The following is a 16887-nucleotide window of genomic DNA, read 5'->3' as shown; positions in this document are numbered from 1 at the left end:
GTCAGGCGGCGACGGCCGGTTCCACCGGCACCGACCGGATGAGGAAGTCGAAGGCGGACAGCGCGGCCTTCGAGCCCTCGCCCATGGCGATGATGATCTGCTTGTACGGGACCGTGGTCGCGTCGCCGGCGGCGAACACGCCGGGCACCGAGGTCGCGCCGCGCGCGTCCACCTCGATCTCGCCGCGCGGGCTCAGGGCGACCGTGCCCTTCAACCACTCGGTGTTGGGGACGAGGCCGATCTGCACGAAGATGCCTTCCAGATCGATGCGGTGCACCGCGCCGCTGTTGCGGTCCTTGTAGGTCAGGCCGTTCACCTTGGCGCCGTCGCCGTTCACCTCGGTCGTCTGGGCCGAGGTGAGCACCGTCACGTTCGGCAGCGAGTTGAGCTTGCGCTGGAGCACGGCGTCGGCCCGGAGCACCGAGTCGAACTCGATCAGCGTGACGTGGGCGACGATGCCGGCCAGATCGATGGCCGCCTCGACGCCGGAGTTGCCGCCGCCGATGACCGCCACGCGCTTGCCCTTGAACAGCGGGCCGTCGCAGTGCGGGCAATAGGCCACGCCCTTGTTCCGGTACTCGTTCTCGCCGGGCACGTTCATCTGCCGCCAGCGGGCGCCGGTGGACAGGATCACGGTCTTGGCCTTCAGAGAGGCGCCGTTGGCCAGAACCACCTCGTGCAGGCCGCCGGGGGCGGAGGCCGGAACCAGCTTTTCCGCGCGCTGGAGGTTCATGATGTCCACGTCATAGTCCTTGACGTGCTGCTCCAGCGCGGTGGCCAGCTTCGGCCCCTCGGTGTGCGAAACCGAGATGAAGTTCTCGATCGCCATGGTGTCCAGCACCTGACCGCCGAAGCGCTCGGCCGCCACGCCGGTGCGGATGCCCTTGCGCGCCGCGTAGATCGCCGCCGCCGAACCGGCCGGACCGCCGCCGATCACCAGCACGTCGAAGGCGTCCTTCTTCGCGATCTTCTCAGCGTCCCGCGCGGCGGCGCCGGTGTCGAGCTTGGCGAGGATCTGCTCCAGCCCCATGCGGCCCTGGCCGAACGGCTCGCCGTTCAGGAAGATCGACGGCACGGCCATGATCTGGCGCTGCTCGACCTCGGCCTGGAACAGGGCGCCGTCGATGGCGACGTGCTTAATGCGCGGGTTCAGCGCGCTCATCAGGTTCAGCGCCTGCACCACATCGGGGCAGTTCTGGCAGGACAGCGAGAAGTAGGTCTCGAAGCGGTAGTCGCCGTCCAGCGCCTTGACCTGCTCGATGACCTCCGGCGACTCCTTCGGCGGGTGGCCGCCGACCTGGAGAAGCGCCAGTATCAGGGAATTGAATTCATGCCCCATGGGCAGGCCGGCGAAGCGCACGCCGATGTCCGTGCCGGCGCGGTTGATCGCAAACGAGGGCTTGCGGGGATCGTCGTCGCGGCGGACCAGCGTGATCTTGTCGGTGACGGACACGATGTCCTGAAGCAGCGCCAGCATTTCCTGCGACTTCGCGCCGTCGTCGAGCGAGGCGACGAGTTCGACGGGCTGCGTGATTCGCTCGAAATAGGCCTTCAACTGGCCCTTGACGTTGGCATCCAGCATGGTGACCGCTCTCCCGGTTCGAAAATCCGAAGTGAGCCCGGCGCGCGCCATCGGGTCCGGGCAATGCGTATTTTTGAAAGCTCTGACGGCTTTCGTGATCCGGGCCCGGAAATTCCGGGCCCGGATACGTCCACAGGACTGTGGATGAGGTCCGGGGAACCCGGCCCGGATCAGATCTTGCCGACCAGATCCAGCGACGGGGCGAGGGTCTTCTCACCCTCTTCCCACTTGGCCGGGCAGACCTCGCCCGGATGGGCGGCGACGTACTGGGCGGCCTTCACCTTGCGCAGCAGCTCGGTGGCGCTGCGGCCGACGCCGCCGGCCGTGATCTCGACGATCTGGATCTTGCCGTCCGGGTCCACCACGAAGGTGCCGCGATCGGCCAGACCGACTTCCTCGATCATGACCTCGAAGTTGCGGGAGATCGTGCCCGTCGGGTCGCCGACCATGGTGTACTCGATCTTCTTGATGGCGGGCGAAGTGTCGTGCCAAGCCTTGTGGCAGAAATGCGTGTCGGTCGAAACGCTGTAGATCTCGACGCCGAGCTTCTGGAACGCACCGTAGTTGTCGGCCAGATCCTCAAGCTCGGTCGGGCAGACGAAAGTGAAGTCGGCCGGATAGAAGAAAACGACGGACCACTTGCCCTTCAGGTCGGCGTCCGAAACCTCAATGAACTTGCCGTTCTTGAAAGCGGTCGCCTTGAACGGCTTAATTTCAGTGTTGATCAACGACATGATGTCTCCACAGGGCTGAAGGGCAGAGGGGCTGAACCGCCGAAGCATGCCGCTCGTGACGCAGGAACCGTTTCGGGTCCCTGAACCAGGATCGTATGCCGAACCGGTGGTCGCTCCTCTGAGTTGTTTGACCTCCGGGAATGTATGGATATCGGCCGTGCGATAGAAGCGAAAAATACAGATCGCTTTGATCGACTGGATCGATTAATATGAGCCCATGAAGCCATTGCCCACACTGCGACAGCTCCGCTACCTCGTGGCGGTCGTCGATCGTTGCCATTTCGGACAGGCGGCGGAGGCCTGCCTCGTCAGCCAGTCCACCCTCAGCGCCGGGATCCAGGAGCTGGAGTCCCTGCTGGGCGTGCCGCTGCTGGAACGGACCAAGCGGACGGTGCTGCCGACCCCCCTCGGCCAGGAGATCGCCGAGCGGGCGCGCGCCATCCTGAAGGACGCGGAGGATCTGGTGGACGTGGCGCGTCTGGCCGAGGATCCCATGGGCGGACCACTGCATCTGGGCGTAATCCCGACCATCGGGCCGTTCATGATCCCGCGCGTGATGCCGGCCCTGCGGGACAGCTTTCCCCAGTTGAAGCTGTATCTGCGCGAGGACCAGACGGCGCGGCTGCTCGCCCGGCTCGAATCGGGGGAACTCGACGCCGCCCTGCTCGCCCTGCCCTACCCGTCCGGCGACGTGGAGACGGAGGAGATCACCAAGGACCATTTCTCCGTCGTCTGCCCGCCGGGACACCGGCTGAGCCGCGTGAAAGCCGCCCATCCGTCCGACATGGCCATGGACGACCTGCTGCTGCTGGAGGACGGCCATTGCCTGCGTGAGCACGCCCTGTCCGCCTGCGCGCTGGAGGACACGCGCCAGAACACCGCCTTCCAGGGCACTAGCCTGCACACGCTGGTGCAGATGGTGGCGAGCGGCCTTGGCGTGACGCTGCTGCCGCAGATGGCGTTGGAGTCGGGCATCCTGCGCGGCCTCGACCTCGTGGTGCGCCCGCTGGGCGGCGAACACCCTTACCGTGAGATTGGGCTGGTCTGGCGCCGGACGTCCGGCCGCAAGGAATCCTTCCGCCGTCTGGCCTCGGCTCTGCGGGAGGCTTGGTGCACGGCGGAGGCCGAAACGGTGGCGGGCATTACACCAGCGGGTCGATGACCGTGATGCGGAGGTCCTGCGCCGCCACGTCCAGAACGAAGATGCTGTCACCGCCGCAGAGATCGACCCGCACGCCGCCCCCCAGATCGGTCACTTGCTCCGCCCGCCAAGCCGCCGTTCCGATGTCCTGCTGGAAGCCCTTCAGGATGATGACGTCCAGCATCGGGTCGAAGGCGGTCAGCAGGTCGGCGCCGCTGCCCGGCGCGAAGAAGAACTGGTCGATCTCGCCGTCCCTCTCGGCAAGGATCACGTCATCCCCAGTGCCGCCGTCGACGATGTCGCGCCCCGCCCCCGGAACGAGGGTGTCCGATCCCGACATGCCGTAGAGGCGGTCGTTGCCGTCCCCGCCGTCGATGAAATCGGCGCCCGCTCCTCCGTTCAACCGGTCATCCCCGGCGCCCGCCAGGATGCGGTCGTCGTCGCCCAAGCCGTGGATTCGGTCATTGCCGTCACCACCCGAGAGCAGGTCGGCCCCTTCGCCGCCCCGGTGGACATTGTCCCGGGCATCGTCCGACACCGCGATGACCCCGAGCAGTTCGGGCGTTGCCTGATACCAGGGCGTGGCGTCCGTTCCGGAGACGAGTTCCACGGTTCCGTCCGCCGTGCCGTCCGACAGGTAGAAGCGGTTGGTGTTGCTCTGGCGATCGTGCTCGAATCCCAGCATGCGTCCGTCGAGGTCACCGAGCAGCTGGCCGCCGATCATTCCCTCCGCCGTGTCCCGCAGCTTGTGCGTGCCTTCGGGCGTGCCGTCCGTAACCCAAAGCCCGCCGGGATCGGTTCCACTGCCCTGCGTCAGGAAGAACGCCCGGCTTTCGGCGGTTTCGATGTCCTGATACCAGCCCTCGCTCCGGTGCAGTTCGGCGCTTCCTTCCGGCGTGCCGTCGGTCGCCAGGATGCGCTGGGAGCCCGACCAATCGTCCTCGCCCACGAAAAGAAGGCGGTCCCCCGCCGCGCCGAGCGGCTTGGTAAGCTCCGGCCCCGAAATGGACGACAGCGCGGTCGTCTCGCCCGTGTCCGTGTCCAGCACGCCGAACCGGGTGGCGTGGCCTTCTTCCACCCGATAGGTGTCCTTGCTGCTTGAGAACACCAGCTTGCCGTCGAGCGCGGTGACGCCAGTCATGCTCCAGCCTTCCTGCGTCACGTCGCCGAGATGCCGCGTGCCCTCGGGCGTGCCGTCGCTCATCCAGAAGGATGAGCGATAAATGGTGGTCTGATACACCGGATCGCCGGTCCAGCCGATCGCCTTGGACACCGACGCCACGATTCCGTCGGGCGTGGAGGCGTAGTGGATGTACCCGCCGCCGGGCCCGAGATCCGCAAAGTCGGTCGTGGTGCCGTCAGCAGCGGCGACGGTCAGCTTCAAGGCCGAATTCGTCTGCCCGTCGTGGAACGCCAGCCGCCCGTCGTCCAAGCCCAGAATCGTCATCCCCCAGGCGGGAGGCGGCCCCATTTCATGGAAAAGGCGGGTTCCCGTGGCCGTGCCATCGGACGCCCAGATCCCTTCGCCGGTCCCCCCGTCCGCGTGCAGGTAGAGCCGGTCATGCGCCTCCGTCAGCGTCGACGGTGAGGAACCCTGAGCCTCCGGCATGATGTCGGCAACCATGCGGGTGACGGCCAAGCTTCCGTCGCTGACCCACAGTTCCCGGCCGTGAACGCCGTCATCCGCCGTAAAGAACAGGAGGTCACCGACCACGGTCAGATCGTCCGGGGAGCCGGATGCCGCACCGGTTGCGGCGTCGAACATCCGAGTTCCGTCGCCGGTGCCGTCCGTGACCCAGAGTTCGCGGCCGTGCAGGCCGTCGTCGGCCGTGAAGAAGACCTTGCCGCCGGCGACGACGGCGTCCTGTGGCGCGCTGCCCATCTCGCCGAGCCTGATGTCGGCCAGCAGGCGCGTTCCCTCCGGCGTGCCGTCGGTGATCCAGGGCTCTGAACCCTTGTCTTGCAACGTGGCTGTGAAGACAGCGATTTTCGCCTGTGCCATGCGCCCTCCCAATCGGATGGAGCATCGACCAGGACGACGCCAATCACGGCATGACAATATTGGGCTCTGTCGCGCCGATCTTATTTACCGGAAAGCCAAAACATTGCCATTTTACTTTAAAACAACTTTCGAGCTTTAACAGTCCCCCATTCCACGAGATGAAAGCCTCTTGCGGGGCCGTTCACGCGCTCTCCTTGCCGCCATCGCTCGAACGCTGCTTGGCCGGTTCGGCGTCGCGGGTCAGGTTGTGAACCGAATCCACCAGGGCGATGTGCGAGAAGGCCTGCGGGAAGTTGCCGACGAGGCGCCCCGCCCGCGCATCGTATTCCTCCGACAGCAGGCCCAGATCGTTGCGCAGCCCCAGCAGGCGTTCGAACAGTTCCAGCGCTTCCGCGCGCCGGTTCTGCAGGACATAGGCGTCGACCAGCCAGAAGCTGCACGCCAGGAAACTCCCTTCGCCGGGCGGCAGCCCGTCCACGACCTTTTCCGTGTCGTAGCGTTGCACGAAGCCGTCCTTCAGCAGGTGACGCTCGACGGCGGCAACGGTGCCGCGCACACGCGGGTCTTCGGCCGGCAGAAAGCCGACGATGGGCAGCAGCAGAAGGGCAGCATCGGGCTCCTTGGCTCCGTAGGATTGCACGAAACAGCCCGCTTCGGCATCGTAGCCGTTGGCGCAGACCTCCTCGTGAATGCGTCGGCGCAGAGTCTTCCAGCGGTCGATCGGCCCATCCACGCCGAACTGCTCGGCGCTCTTGATTCCCCGGTCGAAGGCAACCCAGGCCATCACCTTGGAAAAGGTGAAGTGCCGGCGCCCGCCGCGGGTTTCCCAGATGCCCTCGTCCGGCTGGTCCCAAATCCGTTCGAGGTGGGCCAGCAGCGCCCGTTGCAGCTTCCAGCCCGCTTCGTTCCGGCCGAGGCCGCCGCGCCGGGCCTGATGCATCGTGTCCATCAGTTCCCCATACACGTCGAGCTGGAGCTGCGAGGCGGCGGCGTTGCCGATGCGCACCGGTTTGGCGCCCTCGTAGCCGGGCAGCCAATCCGCCTCCCATTCCAGAAGCCGGCGCTCGCCCGCCAGCCCGTACATGATCTGGAGTTGGTCGGGGTTGCCGGCGGCGGCGCGCAGCAGCCAGTCGCGCCACGCGTCCGCCTCCTCGTAAAAGCCGGCGTTCATCAGCACCTGGAGCGTGAAGGTGGAGTCGCGCAGCCAGCAGTGCCGATAGTCCCAATTGCGCACGCCGCCCAGCTGTTCCGGCAGCGAGGTCGTGGCCGCCGCGACGATGCCGCCGGTCGGCCGGTTGGTGAGCGCCTTCAGCGTGACGAGGGAGCGGCGGACGGCATCGGCCCACGCGCCGTCATAGGTGCAGCGGCCGATCCAGTCCTGCCAGAAGAGTTCCGTCTCGCGCAGCGCCAGTTCCGCGTCCACCGGCTCCGGCGCGATCCGGTAAGAGGGCGAATAGGTCAGGACGAAGGGCACCCGTTCGCCGGCCGAAACGGTGAATGAAGCGACCGAGGTCAGCTTTTCGCCGTGCAGCGGAACGGGCGTGCGCAAAACCAGCATGTCCGGCCCGGCGACGGCCCGCAGCCCACCTTCCTCCAGGCGCGACACCCACGGCACCGTGCAGCCGTAGCCGAAGCGGACGATCAGTTCGGTGCGCATGGCGACGCGCCCGGCGCGGCCCACCACGATCCGCACCACGTCCGACGCGTCGCCGCGCGGCGGCATGAAGTCGATCACCGTGACCGCGCCATCGGCCGTTTCGAAGTCGGTTTCCAAGATCAGCGTGTCGCCCCGGTACCGCCGCGTGCTCCGCACCACCGGGCCTTCCGGCGCCACCAGCCAGCGGCCATGCTCCGGCCCGCCGAGCAGTGCGGCGAAGCAGGCGTCGGAATCGAAACGCGGCCAGCACAGCCAGTCCATGGACCCGTCACGCGACACCAGGATAGCGGTTTCGCAATCGCCGAGCAGCGCGTAATCCTCGATCGCCGACGCCATCCAAGCACCCCGGTCACCGTGCCGCACCCCCTTTGCCAACTGAATTGCTTCCCGGGAGTTCCGGACGGCACCTCGCCGATCTGGCCGGGGAACACAAAGTTGCGGCATCATGCAGCCTTGTCTTCTACCATCGGCGGACCCGGACCGGCGCCCTTGGACCAGTCGCGCACGGTGACCCGCGACGGAGGATCGGAAAGCATGAATCAGGCGCAAATCGGTCTGTTGATCGTCACCCCATTGATTGTCGGCATGGCCGTGCTCCTTTACCGCCAGGGTGTCATGACGAAGGCCGGTGCCGCCGTGGCGTCGTTGGCGGCCGTCGCCGCGGCGGCCGTGATGTTCTTCACCCAATAACCGGAAAGGCAAAGCCCCGGTTTGCGCCTCTCCCTGGAGCCAGCGTTGGCTTGACCACTGTCAAGGACAGTCGGAGGCCGAGGCGATTTATCACACGCCAGGAAATGACATGGGAGGGAAGCGCCCCATGCGCGATCCCGGTATGCAAACTGACGAACCGACGGATGACGATCGCGCTCGCGCCGTCGAGGTGAACCTGACGCGGGCGGGGCTGAGGCTGGCCCGCCAGCTCGGGGACGGGCTCGGCGGGCTGCTGTTCGACCGGCTGTTCCGCATCCTCGCGGACCGTCACCCGCGCGCCTTCGCGGCGCTGGTGGAGTTGCCGGACGCCCGCCTGCTGATCGACCCGGTGGACGCGCCCGCCGCCCTGCTGCTCCGCGTCGGCCCCCAGTTGGCCCTGCGGGTCAGCGAGCGTGACGCGCAGGCCGACGCCACGGTGCGCGGCCCCTGTGGGCGGCTGCTCGACCTACTGGAAGGCCGCATAGACGGCGACGCGCTGTTCTTCCGCCGCGAACTGACGATCGAAGGGGACACCGCCCTGATCCTGGCGCTCCGCAACACCCTGGATGGGGAAGAGATGGACCTGTTCGCCGACGTCGCCACGGCGGCTGGGCCGCTGCGGCACGCCCTGCCGGTCGCGCGGCGCAACGCGGGCCGGGTGCTCCGCCTGCTGGACACCGCGCACCGCTTGGCACCGCCGCCCCTGCGTTGGGGGCTGGCGGCGCTGGAGCGTCGGGTCGCCGGACCGCGCCGGGAGGCATGAAGGCATGGAACCGTTCGAACTGATCTGCCCGGCCGGCAATCCCGCAGCCCTGCGCGCCGCCGTCGACGCAGGCGCCGACGCGGTCTATCTGGGCTTCCGCGACGAGACCAACGCGCGCAACTTCCCTGGCCTGAACTTCTCGCGCGAGGATGTGGCGGAAGCCGTGGCCTACGCCCACGCGCGCAAGGTCCAGGTCTTCGTGGCCATCAACACCTACCCGCAGGCCGGCAATCTGGCCCCCTGGCAGCGCGCCGTGGACGACGCGGCGCGCCTGAAGGCTGACGCCGTCATCCTGGCCGACGTCGGCCTTCTCGACTACGCGGCGCGCCGGCATCCCGATCTCCGGCTCCATTTGTCCGTGCAGGCCTCCGCCGCCAACGTCGAGGCGATCCGGCTCTACCGCGACGCCTTCGGCGTGCGGCGCGTGGTGCTGCCGCGCGTGCTGACCGTGCCGGACATCGCCCGCCTCAACGCCGAGATCGACATCGAGACGGAGGTTTTCGTGTTCGGCGGCCTTTGCCCGATGGCGGAGGGGCGTTGCTCCCTCTCCTCCTACGCCACGGGACTGTCGCCCAACAAGCAGGGCGTCTGCTCCCCCGCCAGCCACGTGCGGTACGAGCCGCGCGGCGGGGACCTCGCTTCCCGCCTCGGCGGCTTCACCATCAACATCTTCGGGGAGGGGGAACAGGCCGGCTATCCCACGCTGTGCAAGGGCCGCTTCGTGTCCCACGACACGCCGGCCTATCTGTTCGAGGAGCCGACCAGCCTCAACGCCATGGAACTGCTGCCGGAGTTGAAGGCCGCCGGGGTGCGCGCCCTGAAGATCGAGGGGCGCCAGCGCGGCAAGGCCTACATTGCCACCGTCGTCGCGGCCTACCGGCGGGCGCTGGACGCCTTCGCGAAGGGGCAAGCGGTTCCGAAGCTCGACCTGGACGCGATGGTCGAGGGCGGGACCCAGACCACCGGCGCCTACAAGCGCGCGTGGCGCTGAGGAGGACGATACCATGAAGCCCCGCCTGACCCTTGGCCCCGTGCTGTTCAACTGGCCGGCGGACCGCTGGCGCGATTTCTACTTCCGCATGGCCGACGAAGCGCCAGTGGACACCGTCGTCGTGGGCGAGATCGTCTGCTTCAAGCGGGTCCCCTTCTTCGCCGACGCGATGGACGACGTGCTCACCCGGCTGACGTCGGCGGGCAAGGAGGTCTGGCTCGCCAGCCCGATCCTTGTCGGCAGCGAGCGGGAACGCGCGGCGATGCGCGATCTGGTGCGCTGCGACATCCTGCCCATGGAAGCGAACGACATGGGCGCGCTCGCCCTGCTGGAGGGGCGCCGACACGCGGTCGGTCCTTTCATCAACAGCTACAACGAAGCCACGCTCGCTTGGCTGGCTGCGCGCGGGGCCATGTCGGTGTCGCTACCGGCCGAACTGCCGGCCGCGTCCGTGGCCGTGCTGGCGAAGGCGGCCGCCGACCTGGGGCTCGACGTGGAGGTGCAGGTGTTCGGCCGCGCGCCGCTCGCCATCTCCGCCCGCTGCTACCACGCGCGCGCCCATGGGCTGCACAAGGACGGATGCCAGTTCGTCTGCGGCAACGACGCCGATGGCATGCCGGTGAGGACGCTGGACGGCCAGCCGTTCCTGACGGTCAACGGCACGCAGACAATGTCGCACGGCTATCTCGGACTCGCCGCCGAAATGGGCCGGCTGATGGAGATGGGCGTCGGCCGCTTCCGGCTGTCGCCCCAGAACATGGACATGGTGGCTGTGGCCACGGCCTTCCGGGCCGTGCTGGACGGCGACCGCGACGGCGCGGAAGTCGCGGCGGAACTGAGCCGGACGGCGCCGGCCCCGCTGGAGAACGGCTTCTTCCACAACATGGCGGGCGCCAGCTATGGCGCCGAGCTGGGCACGGACGCGTGACCGGCTGACTTCAAACCGCCCAGTGAGGAAGGTGGGATGAAGCGTTGTTTCGCCACCGTCTGAAGAAGAACTTCTGATAAACAGAATCCATTTTTTATCCCCTTGACCATGGTCAAGGATGACCGAGCGACAAAGCGGGAGATTCCCCCCTCAGTCTTTATCAGACTGCGTCATCACTTGGTGATGACATCTCCCGCTTTTTGCCTCGACCGCCCATCGGCGTTCAGCCGGTGGGCGTCTTTTTTGGCACGGCGCCACCATTGAGAAGCACGCGCCCGAAGGCGATCAGGAACAGCAGGACAGCACAGACCCACGCGGACGCCGCCCCGGCGAGCAGCACCGATCGACCATCCCCCATCGCATCGGCGGCAACACGCGCCACGCAGGCCGTGGCGGCGAAGACGTAGCAGGCCGTCACCACCGCCGAATGCGTAAAGGCGTGGCCGGCGTGCTTGCGGATCATGCTCGACATCATGGCGAAGCACATCAGCCCGATCGCCCCGACGGTCCATATGTGGAGCGCCGCCCCCATTGCGGAGCCCGCCACGGACAGCGCGGCAAAGCCCAGCGGTATGCAGGCATAGGCGCCGTGAACGACAAGCACGGATGGCCGGCCGACAGTCCGCCACCCCTGCCACCGGATCAACCGAACCGCCTGGGTCAGCGCGGCCAGGAGGCTTGCGCCCGCAGTGAACGCCGATGCGGGCGCCGCGATCCAGCCGAGCAGCGCGGCAAAGGCAACCGCTGCGGCGCCCCGTTCGAACAGGGGGCATTCCTCGAACAGCGCCTTCTTGCCGGGCAGGCCCAGGTGGGAAGCAGTGAGACTCGGCGCGACCCGGCCTCCCAGCACCATGACCAGCCCGAGCAGGACCGCCGGGGCCAACCGGTCCAGAACACCGGAACCATCACACCGCAGTTCCCAAAGGGCCGCCCCGGCCAACGCGGTGGTAAGCGCCGCGACGATCCCGTTGCGCCGGTCCCGGCACACCACGACCTGCCCCGTTACCAGCGCGGCCAGCAAGGCCAGGAACGGCGCGTGGGCCGCCGGCACCCATAGGGATGCCGCCCGCCCGACCAGCCAGAGCGGCACCAGAAGCCTCCAGCCCTGGGAGCAGACCAACGGCCGCGCGCTCCAGCGCGGCATGGCGGTCCGCAGGAAGCCCGCCATCACCGCCGGAATCGTGCCGAACAACAGTGCCCGCCCATGCCAAGCGGGGAACGAGCCCGTTTCCCAACCAAGCGTGGTCGGCACCCAGAGGCCAACGGACAGCAGGGCATCGAGCGCTGCCAGGAGAAAGAAGGAACGGAAAGGCACGTCGATGCGGCCGAAATCGATTTAGCTGGAACCCGCTACACGGCATCCTGTCGGCAGCAGCGGCGGAGGCGTTCGATGGAGCCGACCTGAATGGTGCTCCCTTCGACGCGAAGGTCATGCGCGGACAGTTTGGCGAAGGCGCGGGACAGATGTTCCGGCGACATGCCAAGCCGGCTTGCCAACACCCGTTTGCTGATTGGCAGTTCGAAGCTGGTGCCGTCCGTCTCTGGTTTCGCATGGGCAAGGATGAAACCGGCCAGCCGCTGCGTCGTGTTGCACAGCTTCAGATCCTTCACCTGCCGGACCATCCCCCGGAATTGCCGCGCCAGCAGGCTCATCACCGACCGTGCCAGGGGCGGTTCCCGCGAGGCCAGATCCCGAAACGGCGCCGCCAGCACGAAGCAGTCGCCGGACATCATGATCTCGATGACGGTTTCCTGGCTGGATTCGTTCCGGCCCGACAGCATGGCGGACCCACGGACAAGGACGTGCAGGCAGTCGGCCGCGTCGCCTTCTTCAAAAAGCAGTGTGTCGCGCGGGAGCCTTTGCAGAAACGCGCCTTTTGTCAGCCCTTCCAAATGCTCCTCCTCCAGCCCGGCGAAGAGCGGAAGATCACGCACAGCGTCCAGGTCTTTCGGTCGCATAGAAACCGATCCAGCTGCGTTTCAGGACAAGGCGCCTTCCGCGCCCTGCCGCACACCGTCTCATGGCGCCACCCTCCACTTCTTGATCGATATCAAGTCCACAGAATTCCAACCTCAGAATATGATGCTTTGAATTGTTCTAAATAGCCGAAGCCGCGAAGTATACCGCGATGATTTCAAGGGAAATCGTTCGTTGTTGCTCGCTTTTTCGGCCGATCTATCGGTCGCGAGCCTTGGCTTGACCTTGGTCAAGTCGTTCGATGTGCAAAAGCGTATAGCTCCCGCTCACATCCCTCCGGATCCTGTCCGGCCGAACGACGAGAGTGTCATGAACGCGCCGACCGCCCGCACCAACGCCCCCGCAAGCCGCCGCTTCGAAGCCATGATGTTCCTGGCTCTGTCCGTTCTCATCTGGCCGTTCGTCGCGGTCGGCGTGGTCGGGGCCTTCGGCTTCTCGGTCTGGATGTACCAGATGCTGTCCCACTCCGGCGGGATGTGAGCCGGCCCATGCCCGAGATCCACATTTCCAGCCTCGTCATCCAGCATGTGCCCGAACGGACCGCCGCGCTGAAGGACGCCGTAGCGGCCCTGGCCGGGACCGACTGGCACGCGGCGGAGCACGGCAAGGCCATCGTCACGGTCGTGACCGCGAGCGCGGGCGAGGTCGTCGAACGCATGGCCGAAATCAACGCCCTGGCCGGCGTCTACACCACGACGCTCGTCTACCACCACTACGAAGACGCGGACCGCGACCAAGACGGGGCTCCCGTGCCCGTGGCCGCCACGCCCGCCCAATAACGACCGCCCGCAGGAGACTGTCATGCCTTTGTCCCGCCGTGATTATCTGAAGGTTCAAGCCGCGACGGTCGCCGCGGCGGCAGCCGGGGTGAGCATGCCCGTTTCGGCCGGCGTGCTTCCGACCGGCGACGACGCCAAGCTGAAATGGTCCAAGGCGCCCTGCCGCTTCTGCGGCACCGGCTGCGGCGTGATGGTCGGCGTGAAGGACGGCCGCATCGTCGCCACCCACGGCGACGTGAAGGCGGAGGTGAATCGCGGCCTGAACTGCGTGAAGGGCTATTTCCTCTCCAAGATCCTCTATGGCGAGGACCGGCTGACCCGGCCGATGCTGCGCATGAAGGACGGCCAGTACCACAAGGACGGCGAGTTCACGCCGATCGGCTGGGACCAGGCCTTCGACATCATGGCCGAGAAGTGGAAGGAGACCCTGAAGAAGAAGGGTCCGACCGCCATCGGCATGTTCGGTTCGGGCCAGTGGACCGTTTTCGAGGGCTACGCGGCGTCGAAGCTGTTCAAGGCCGGCTTCCGGTCCAACAACATCGACCCGAACGCGCGCCACTGCATGGCCTCGGCCGTCGCCGGCTTCATGCGGACCTTCGGCATGGACGAGCCGATGGGCTGCTACGACGACATGGAGCAGGCCGACGCCTTCGTGCTGTGGGGCTCGAACATGGCGGAGATGCACCCCATCCTGTGGACGCGCATCACCGACCGTCGCCTGAGCCACGAAGGCGCCAAGGTCGCCGTGCTCTCCACCTACGAGCACCGCTCCTTCGACCTCGCCGACATCGGCATGGTGTTCAAGCCGCAGACCGATCTGGCGATCCTGAACTACATCGCCAACCACATCATCCAGACCGGTCGCGTCAACAAGGAATTCATCGCCAAGCACTGCAACTTCAAGCGCGGCCGCGACGACATCGGCTACGGCCTGCGTCCCGAGCACGCGCTGGAGCAGAAGGCAAAGAACGCCGCCAAGGCGAACGACTCCGACCCGATCTCCTTCGAGGAATTCGCGAAGTTCGTCGAACCCTACACGCTGGACAAGGCGCACGAGCTGTCGGGCGTGCCCAAAAATCGCCTGGAGGCGCTGGCCGAGCTGTACGCCGACCCCAAGGTGAAGGTCATGTCCTTCTGGACCATGGGCTTCAACCAGCACACGCGCGGCGTCTGGGCGAACAACCTCGTCTACAACATCCACCTGCTGACCGGTAAGATCAGCCTGCCGGGCTGCGGTCCCTTCTCGCTGACCGGCCAGCCGTCGGCCTGCGGCACGGCGCGCGAGGTCGGCACCTTCGCCCATCGCCTGCCGGCCGACATGGTCGTCACCAACCCGGAACACCGCAAGCACGCCGAAGAGATCTGGAAGCTGCCGGAAGGCACGATCCCCGACAAGATCGGCTTCCACGCCGTCCAGCAGGACCGCATGCTGAAGGACGGCAAGATCAACGCCTACTGGGTCATGTGCAACAACAACATGCAGACGGCCCCGAACACGGCGAACGAGACCTATCCCGGCTACCGTAACCCCGACAATTTCGTCGTCGTCTCCGACCCCTATCCGACCGTCACGGCGCTGGCCGCCGACCTGATCCTGCCCACGGCGATGTGGGTGGAAAAGGAAGGTGCCTACGGCAACGCCGAGCGCCGCACCCAGGCGTGGCACCAGCTCGTCGATGCGCCGGGCGAGGCCAAGTCCGACTTGTGGCAGCTGATGGAGTTCTCCAAGCGCTTCAAGATCGAGGAGGTGTGGCCGGAGGAACTGCTCGCCAAGAAGCCGGAATACCGCGGCAAGACCATGTTCGACGTCCTCTTCGCCAACGGTCAGGTCAACGCCTTCCCGGTGGCGGAGTGCGACAGCGCCTATGAGAACCGCGAGGCGAAGCACTTCGGCTTCTACGTGCAGAAGGGTCTGTTCGAAGAGTACGCCTCCTTCGGGCGCGGCCACGGCCACGATCTGGCGCCGTTGGAGGTCTATCACCAGGAACGCGGGCTGCGCTGGCCGGTGGTCAACGGCAAGGAGACCAAGTGGCGCTACCGCGAGGGCTACGACCCCTACGTGAAGGCCGGCGAGGACGTGAAGTTCTACGGCAACAAGGACGGCAAGGCGAACATCTTCGCCCTGCCCTACGAGGCGCCGCCGGAATCCCCCGACGCCGACTATCCCTTCTGGCTCTCCACCGGCCGCGTGGTCGAGCATTGGCACTCCGGCTCCATGACGCTGCGCGTTCCCGAGCTGCGCAAGGCCTTCCCGAACGCCGTGGTCTTCATGCACCCGGACGATGCCAAGGCGCTGAACGTGCGGCGCGGCCAGGAAGTGCGCGTCGTGTCGCGGCGCGGCGAGGTGCGCGTCCGCGTCGAGACGCGGGGCCGCAACAAGCCGCCGCAGGGCCTCGTCTTCGTGCCGTTCTTCGACCACACCGTGCTCATCAACAAGGTGACCCTGGACGCGACCGACCCGATCAGCAAGCAGACCGACTTCAAGAAGTGCGCGGTCAAAATCGTTCCCGTCGCCTGAGGACCCCGACCATGAAGATCCGCATTCTGCTTGCCGCCTTCGCCCTGGTGGCCGCTCTCCCCGTCCTGGTGGCGGGGGCGGGCGCCGCCGATGCGCCGAAGCTCCCCTCGGGGCCGCACCCCATGGTGCAGGACGTCCCGGCCGATCCCATGCCCCGCGAGATCGTCGACGACGTGAAGCGGACCCGCAACTACGCCGACCAGCCGCCGCTGATCCCGCACGCGATCCGCGACTACCAGCTCGACCTCAACGTCAACAAGTGCCTGACCTGCCACGACCGCAAGAACAGCGAAGGGGCGCAGGCGCCGATGATCTCCATTACCCACTTCCAGGACCGGGACGGGCAGGCTCTGGGCGCCGTGTCGCCGCGCCGCTACTTCTGCACCCAGTGCCATGTCCCGCAGACCGACGCCCGGCCGATCACCGGCAACATGTTCAAGGACATCGACACGGTGCTCCGCGGCAAGGAAGGCGGCAAGTAAATGGGCATCAAGGATTTCGCGGTGCGCTGCTGGCGCACCTTCTCCCGGCCAAGCGTCCATTTCAGCCTGGGCTTCCTGACGCTGGGCGGCTTCCTGGCCGGGGTGATGTTCTGGGGCGGCTTCAACACCGCCCTGGAGACCACCAACAAGGAGGCCTTCTGCATCAGCTGCCACGAGATGAAGGAGAACGTCTACGAGGAGCTGAAGCAGACCATCCACTTCACCAACCGGTCGGGCGTGCGGGCGACCTGCCCGGACTGCCACGTGCCGCACAACTGGACCGACAAGATCGCCCGCAAGATGCAGGCGTCCAAGGAGGTCTGGGGCAAGATCTTCGGCACCATCGACACGCGGGAAAAGTTCCTGGACAAGCGCCTGGAACTGGCCAGCCACGAATGGAACCGCCTGAAGAGCAACAACTCCCTGGAATGCCGCAACTGCCACAGCGCGGAGTCCATGGACATCACCCGCCAGAACCCCCGCGCGGCGAAGATGCACGAAACCTATCTGTTCACCGATCAGAAGACCTGCATCGACTGCCACAAGGGCATCGCCCACCGCCTGCCCGACATGAGGGACGTTCCGCCCGGCTGGACGGGGATCACCTCCTCCGCCCAGTGACCGACCGGACACCAGACCGCG

At 66.7% G+C, this 16887-nt stretch carries 16 protein-coding genes; 10 read left to right on the top strand and 6 right to left on the bottom strand.

Annotated features, from left to right (window positions below; translation table 11 throughout):
- Window position 1: 1 nt before the first annotated feature.
- The gene (gene ahpF / locus J2852_RS17855; RefSeq protein ID WP_209877979.1) at window positions 2-1582 is read right to left on the bottom strand and encodes an alkyl hydroperoxide reductase subunit F; all 1581 of its coding nucleotides are present in this window, start codon (window positions 1580-1582) and stop codon (window positions 2-4) included.
- Window positions 1583-1752: 170 nt separating this feature from the next.
- The gene (gene ahpC, locus J2852_RS17850; protein ID WP_209877977.1) at window positions 1753-2316 is read right to left on the bottom strand and encodes an alkyl hydroperoxide reductase subunit C; all 564 of its coding nucleotides are present in this window, start codon (window positions 2314-2316) and stop codon (window positions 1753-1755) included.
- A 217-nt stretch (window positions 2317-2533) separates the two neighbouring features.
- Here ahpC and J2852_RS17845 point away from each other — a divergent pair, with 217 nt between their 5' ends.
- Window positions 2534-3478, top strand: a complete 945-nt coding sequence (locus tag J2852_RS17845; RefSeq protein ID WP_209877975.1) for a hydrogen peroxide-inducible genes activator — start codon at window positions 2534-2536, stop codon at window positions 3476-3478.
- Here J2852_RS17845 and J2852_RS17840 read toward each other — a convergent pair.
- Window positions 3459-5459: an ELWxxDGT repeat protein gene (locus J2852_RS17840; RefSeq protein WP_209877973.1), complete on the bottom strand. Its 2001-nt coding sequence runs from the start codon at window positions 5457-5459 to the stop codon at window positions 3459-3461. The genes J2852_RS17845 and J2852_RS17840 overlap by 20 nt on opposite strands.
- A 181-nt stretch (window positions 5460-5640) precedes the next feature.
- A complete protein-coding gene (locus tag J2852_RS17835) occupies window positions 5641-7452 on the bottom strand; it encodes a glycoside hydrolase family 15 protein (RefSeq protein ID WP_209877971.1) in 1812 nt (603 codons plus the stop codon).
- A gap of 153 nt (window positions 7453-7605) precedes the next feature.
- Between J2852_RS17835 and J2852_RS17830 the strand changes: the two genes are divergently transcribed.
- From J2852_RS17830 to ubiV, 4 genes are all read left to right on the top strand, one after another.
- Window positions 7606-7806, top strand: a complete 201-nt coding sequence (locus tag J2852_RS17830; RefSeq protein WP_209877969.1) for a hypothetical protein — start codon at window positions 7606-7608, stop codon at window positions 7804-7806.
- A gap of 127 nt (window positions 7807-7933) precedes the next feature.
- Complete coding sequence (gene ubiT, locus J2852_RS17825; RefSeq protein WP_209877967.1) at window positions 7934-8569, top strand: ubiquinone anaerobic biosynthesis accessory factor UbiT; 636 nt, start codon at window positions 7934-7936, stop codon at window positions 8567-8569.
- A 4-nt stretch (window positions 8570-8573) separates the two neighbouring features.
- Window positions 8574-9560, top strand: a complete 987-nt coding sequence (ubiU, locus tag J2852_RS17820; RefSeq protein ID WP_209877966.1) for a ubiquinone anaerobic biosynthesis protein UbiU — start codon at window positions 8574-8576, stop codon at window positions 9558-9560.
- Between the two features lie 13 nt (window positions 9561-9573).
- Entirely contained in the window at window positions 9574-10488 is a 915-nt protein-coding gene (ubiV, locus tag J2852_RS17815) for a ubiquinone anaerobic biosynthesis protein UbiV (protein ID WP_209877964.1), read from the top strand.
- Between the two features lie 223 nt (window positions 10489-10711).
- On the opposite strand, the gene J2852_RS17810 is transcribed toward ubiV, so the two are convergent.
- Window positions 10712-11803, bottom strand: coding sequence for an NnrS family protein (locus J2852_RS17810; RefSeq protein ID WP_209877962.1), 1092 nt, complete (start codon window positions 11801-11803; stop codon window positions 10712-10714).
- Between the two features lie 35 nt (window positions 11804-11838).
- Window positions 11839-12447: a helix-turn-helix domain-containing protein gene (locus J2852_RS17805; protein WP_209877960.1), complete on the bottom strand. Its 609-nt coding sequence runs from the start codon at window positions 12445-12447 to the stop codon at window positions 11839-11841.
- 328 nt (window positions 12448-12775) lie between these two features.
- Between J2852_RS17805 and J2852_RS17800 the strand changes: the two genes are divergently transcribed.
- The 5 genes from J2852_RS17800 to J2852_RS17780 are packed head-to-tail and all read left to right on the top strand — an operon-like array spanning window position 12776 to window position 16866.
- Window positions 12776-12946, top strand: a complete 171-nt coding sequence (locus J2852_RS17800) for a periplasmic nitrate reductase, NapE protein (protein ID WP_209877958.1) — start codon at window positions 12776-12778, stop codon at window positions 12944-12946.
- An 8-nt stretch (window positions 12947-12954) separates the two neighbouring features.
- On the top strand, window positions 12955-13245 hold the full coding sequence (locus tag J2852_RS17795; RefSeq protein ID WP_209877956.1) for a chaperone NapD: 291 nt from the start codon (window positions 12955-12957) through the stop codon (window positions 13243-13245).
- Between the two features lie 22 nt (window positions 13246-13267).
- Window positions 13268-15763: a nitrate reductase catalytic subunit NapA gene (gene napA / locus J2852_RS17790; protein WP_209877954.1), complete on the top strand. Its 2496-nt coding sequence runs from the start codon at window positions 13268-13270 to the stop codon at window positions 15761-15763.
- Window positions 15764-15774: 11 nt separating this feature from the next.
- Window positions 15775-16245: a nitrate reductase cytochrome c-type subunit gene (locus J2852_RS17785; RefSeq protein WP_209877952.1), complete on the top strand. Its 471-nt coding sequence runs from the start codon at window positions 15775-15777 to the stop codon at window positions 16243-16245.
- Window positions 16246-16866, top strand: a complete 621-nt coding sequence (locus J2852_RS17780) for a NapC/NirT family cytochrome c (RefSeq protein ID WP_209877950.1) — start codon at window positions 16246-16248, stop codon at window positions 16864-16866.
- The last annotated feature ends 21 nt before the right edge of the window (window positions 16867-16887 follow it).

The sequence above is a fragment of the Azospirillum soli genome (genome assembly GCF_017876165.1).
GTDB lineage: Bacteria > Pseudomonadota > Alphaproteobacteria > Azospirillales > Azospirillaceae > Azospirillum > Azospirillum soli.
This window is presented reverse-complemented; position numbering and strand designations above follow the sequence as displayed.

Bases quoted from the DNA above. Each gene is read 5' to 3' on its own strand.
- J2852_RS17785 (WP_209877952.1), top strand. From the start codon at position 15,775: ATGAAGATCCGCATTCTGCTTGCCGCCTTCGCCCTGGTGGCCGCTCTC.
- J2852_RS17845 (WP_209877975.1), top strand. From the start codon at position 2,534: ATGAAGCCATTGCCCACACTGCGACAGCTCCGCTACCTCGTGGCGGTC.
- ubiV (WP_209877964.1), top strand. From the start codon at position 9,574: ATGAAGCCCCGCCTGACCCTTGGCCCCGTGCTGTTCAACTGGCCGGCG.
- J2852_RS17835 (WP_209877971.1), bottom strand. From the start codon at position 7,452: ATGGCGTCGGCGATCGAGGATTACGCGCTGCTCGGCGATTGCGAAACC.
- ahpC (WP_209877977.1), bottom strand. From the start codon at position 2,316: ATGTCGTTGATCAACACTGAAATTAAGCCGTTCAAGGCGACCGCTTTC.
- J2852_RS17780 (WP_209877950.1), top strand. From the start codon at position 16,246: ATGGGCATCAAGGATTTCGCGGTGCGCTGCTGGCGCACCTTCTCCCGG.
- ahpF (WP_209877979.1), bottom strand. From the start codon at position 1,582: ATGCTGGATGCCAACGTCAAGGGCCAGTTGAAGGCCTATTTCGAGCGA.
- napA (WP_209877954.1), top strand. From the start codon at position 13,268: ATGCCTTTGTCCCGCCGTGATTATCTGAAGGTTCAAGCCGCGACGGTC.
- ubiU (WP_209877966.1), top strand. From the start codon at position 8,574: ATGGAACCGTTCGAACTGATCTGCCCGGCCGGCAATCCCGCAGCCCTG.
- J2852_RS17805 (WP_209877960.1), bottom strand. From the start codon at position 12,447: ATGCGACCGAAAGACCTGGACGCTGTGCGTGATCTTCCGCTCTTCGCC.
- J2852_RS17800 (WP_209877958.1), top strand. From the start codon at position 12,776: ATGAACGCGCCGACCGCCCGCACCAACGCCCCCGCAAGCCGCCGCTTC.
- ubiT (WP_209877967.1), top strand. From the start codon at position 7,934: ATGCGCGATCCCGGTATGCAAACTGACGAACCGACGGATGACGATCGC.
- J2852_RS17840 (WP_209877973.1), bottom strand. From the start codon at position 5,459: ATGGCACAGGCGAAAATCGCTGTCTTCACAGCCACGTTGCAAGACAAG.
- J2852_RS17795 (WP_209877956.1), top strand. From the start codon at position 12,955: ATGCCCGAGATCCACATTTCCAGCCTCGTCATCCAGCATGTGCCCGAA.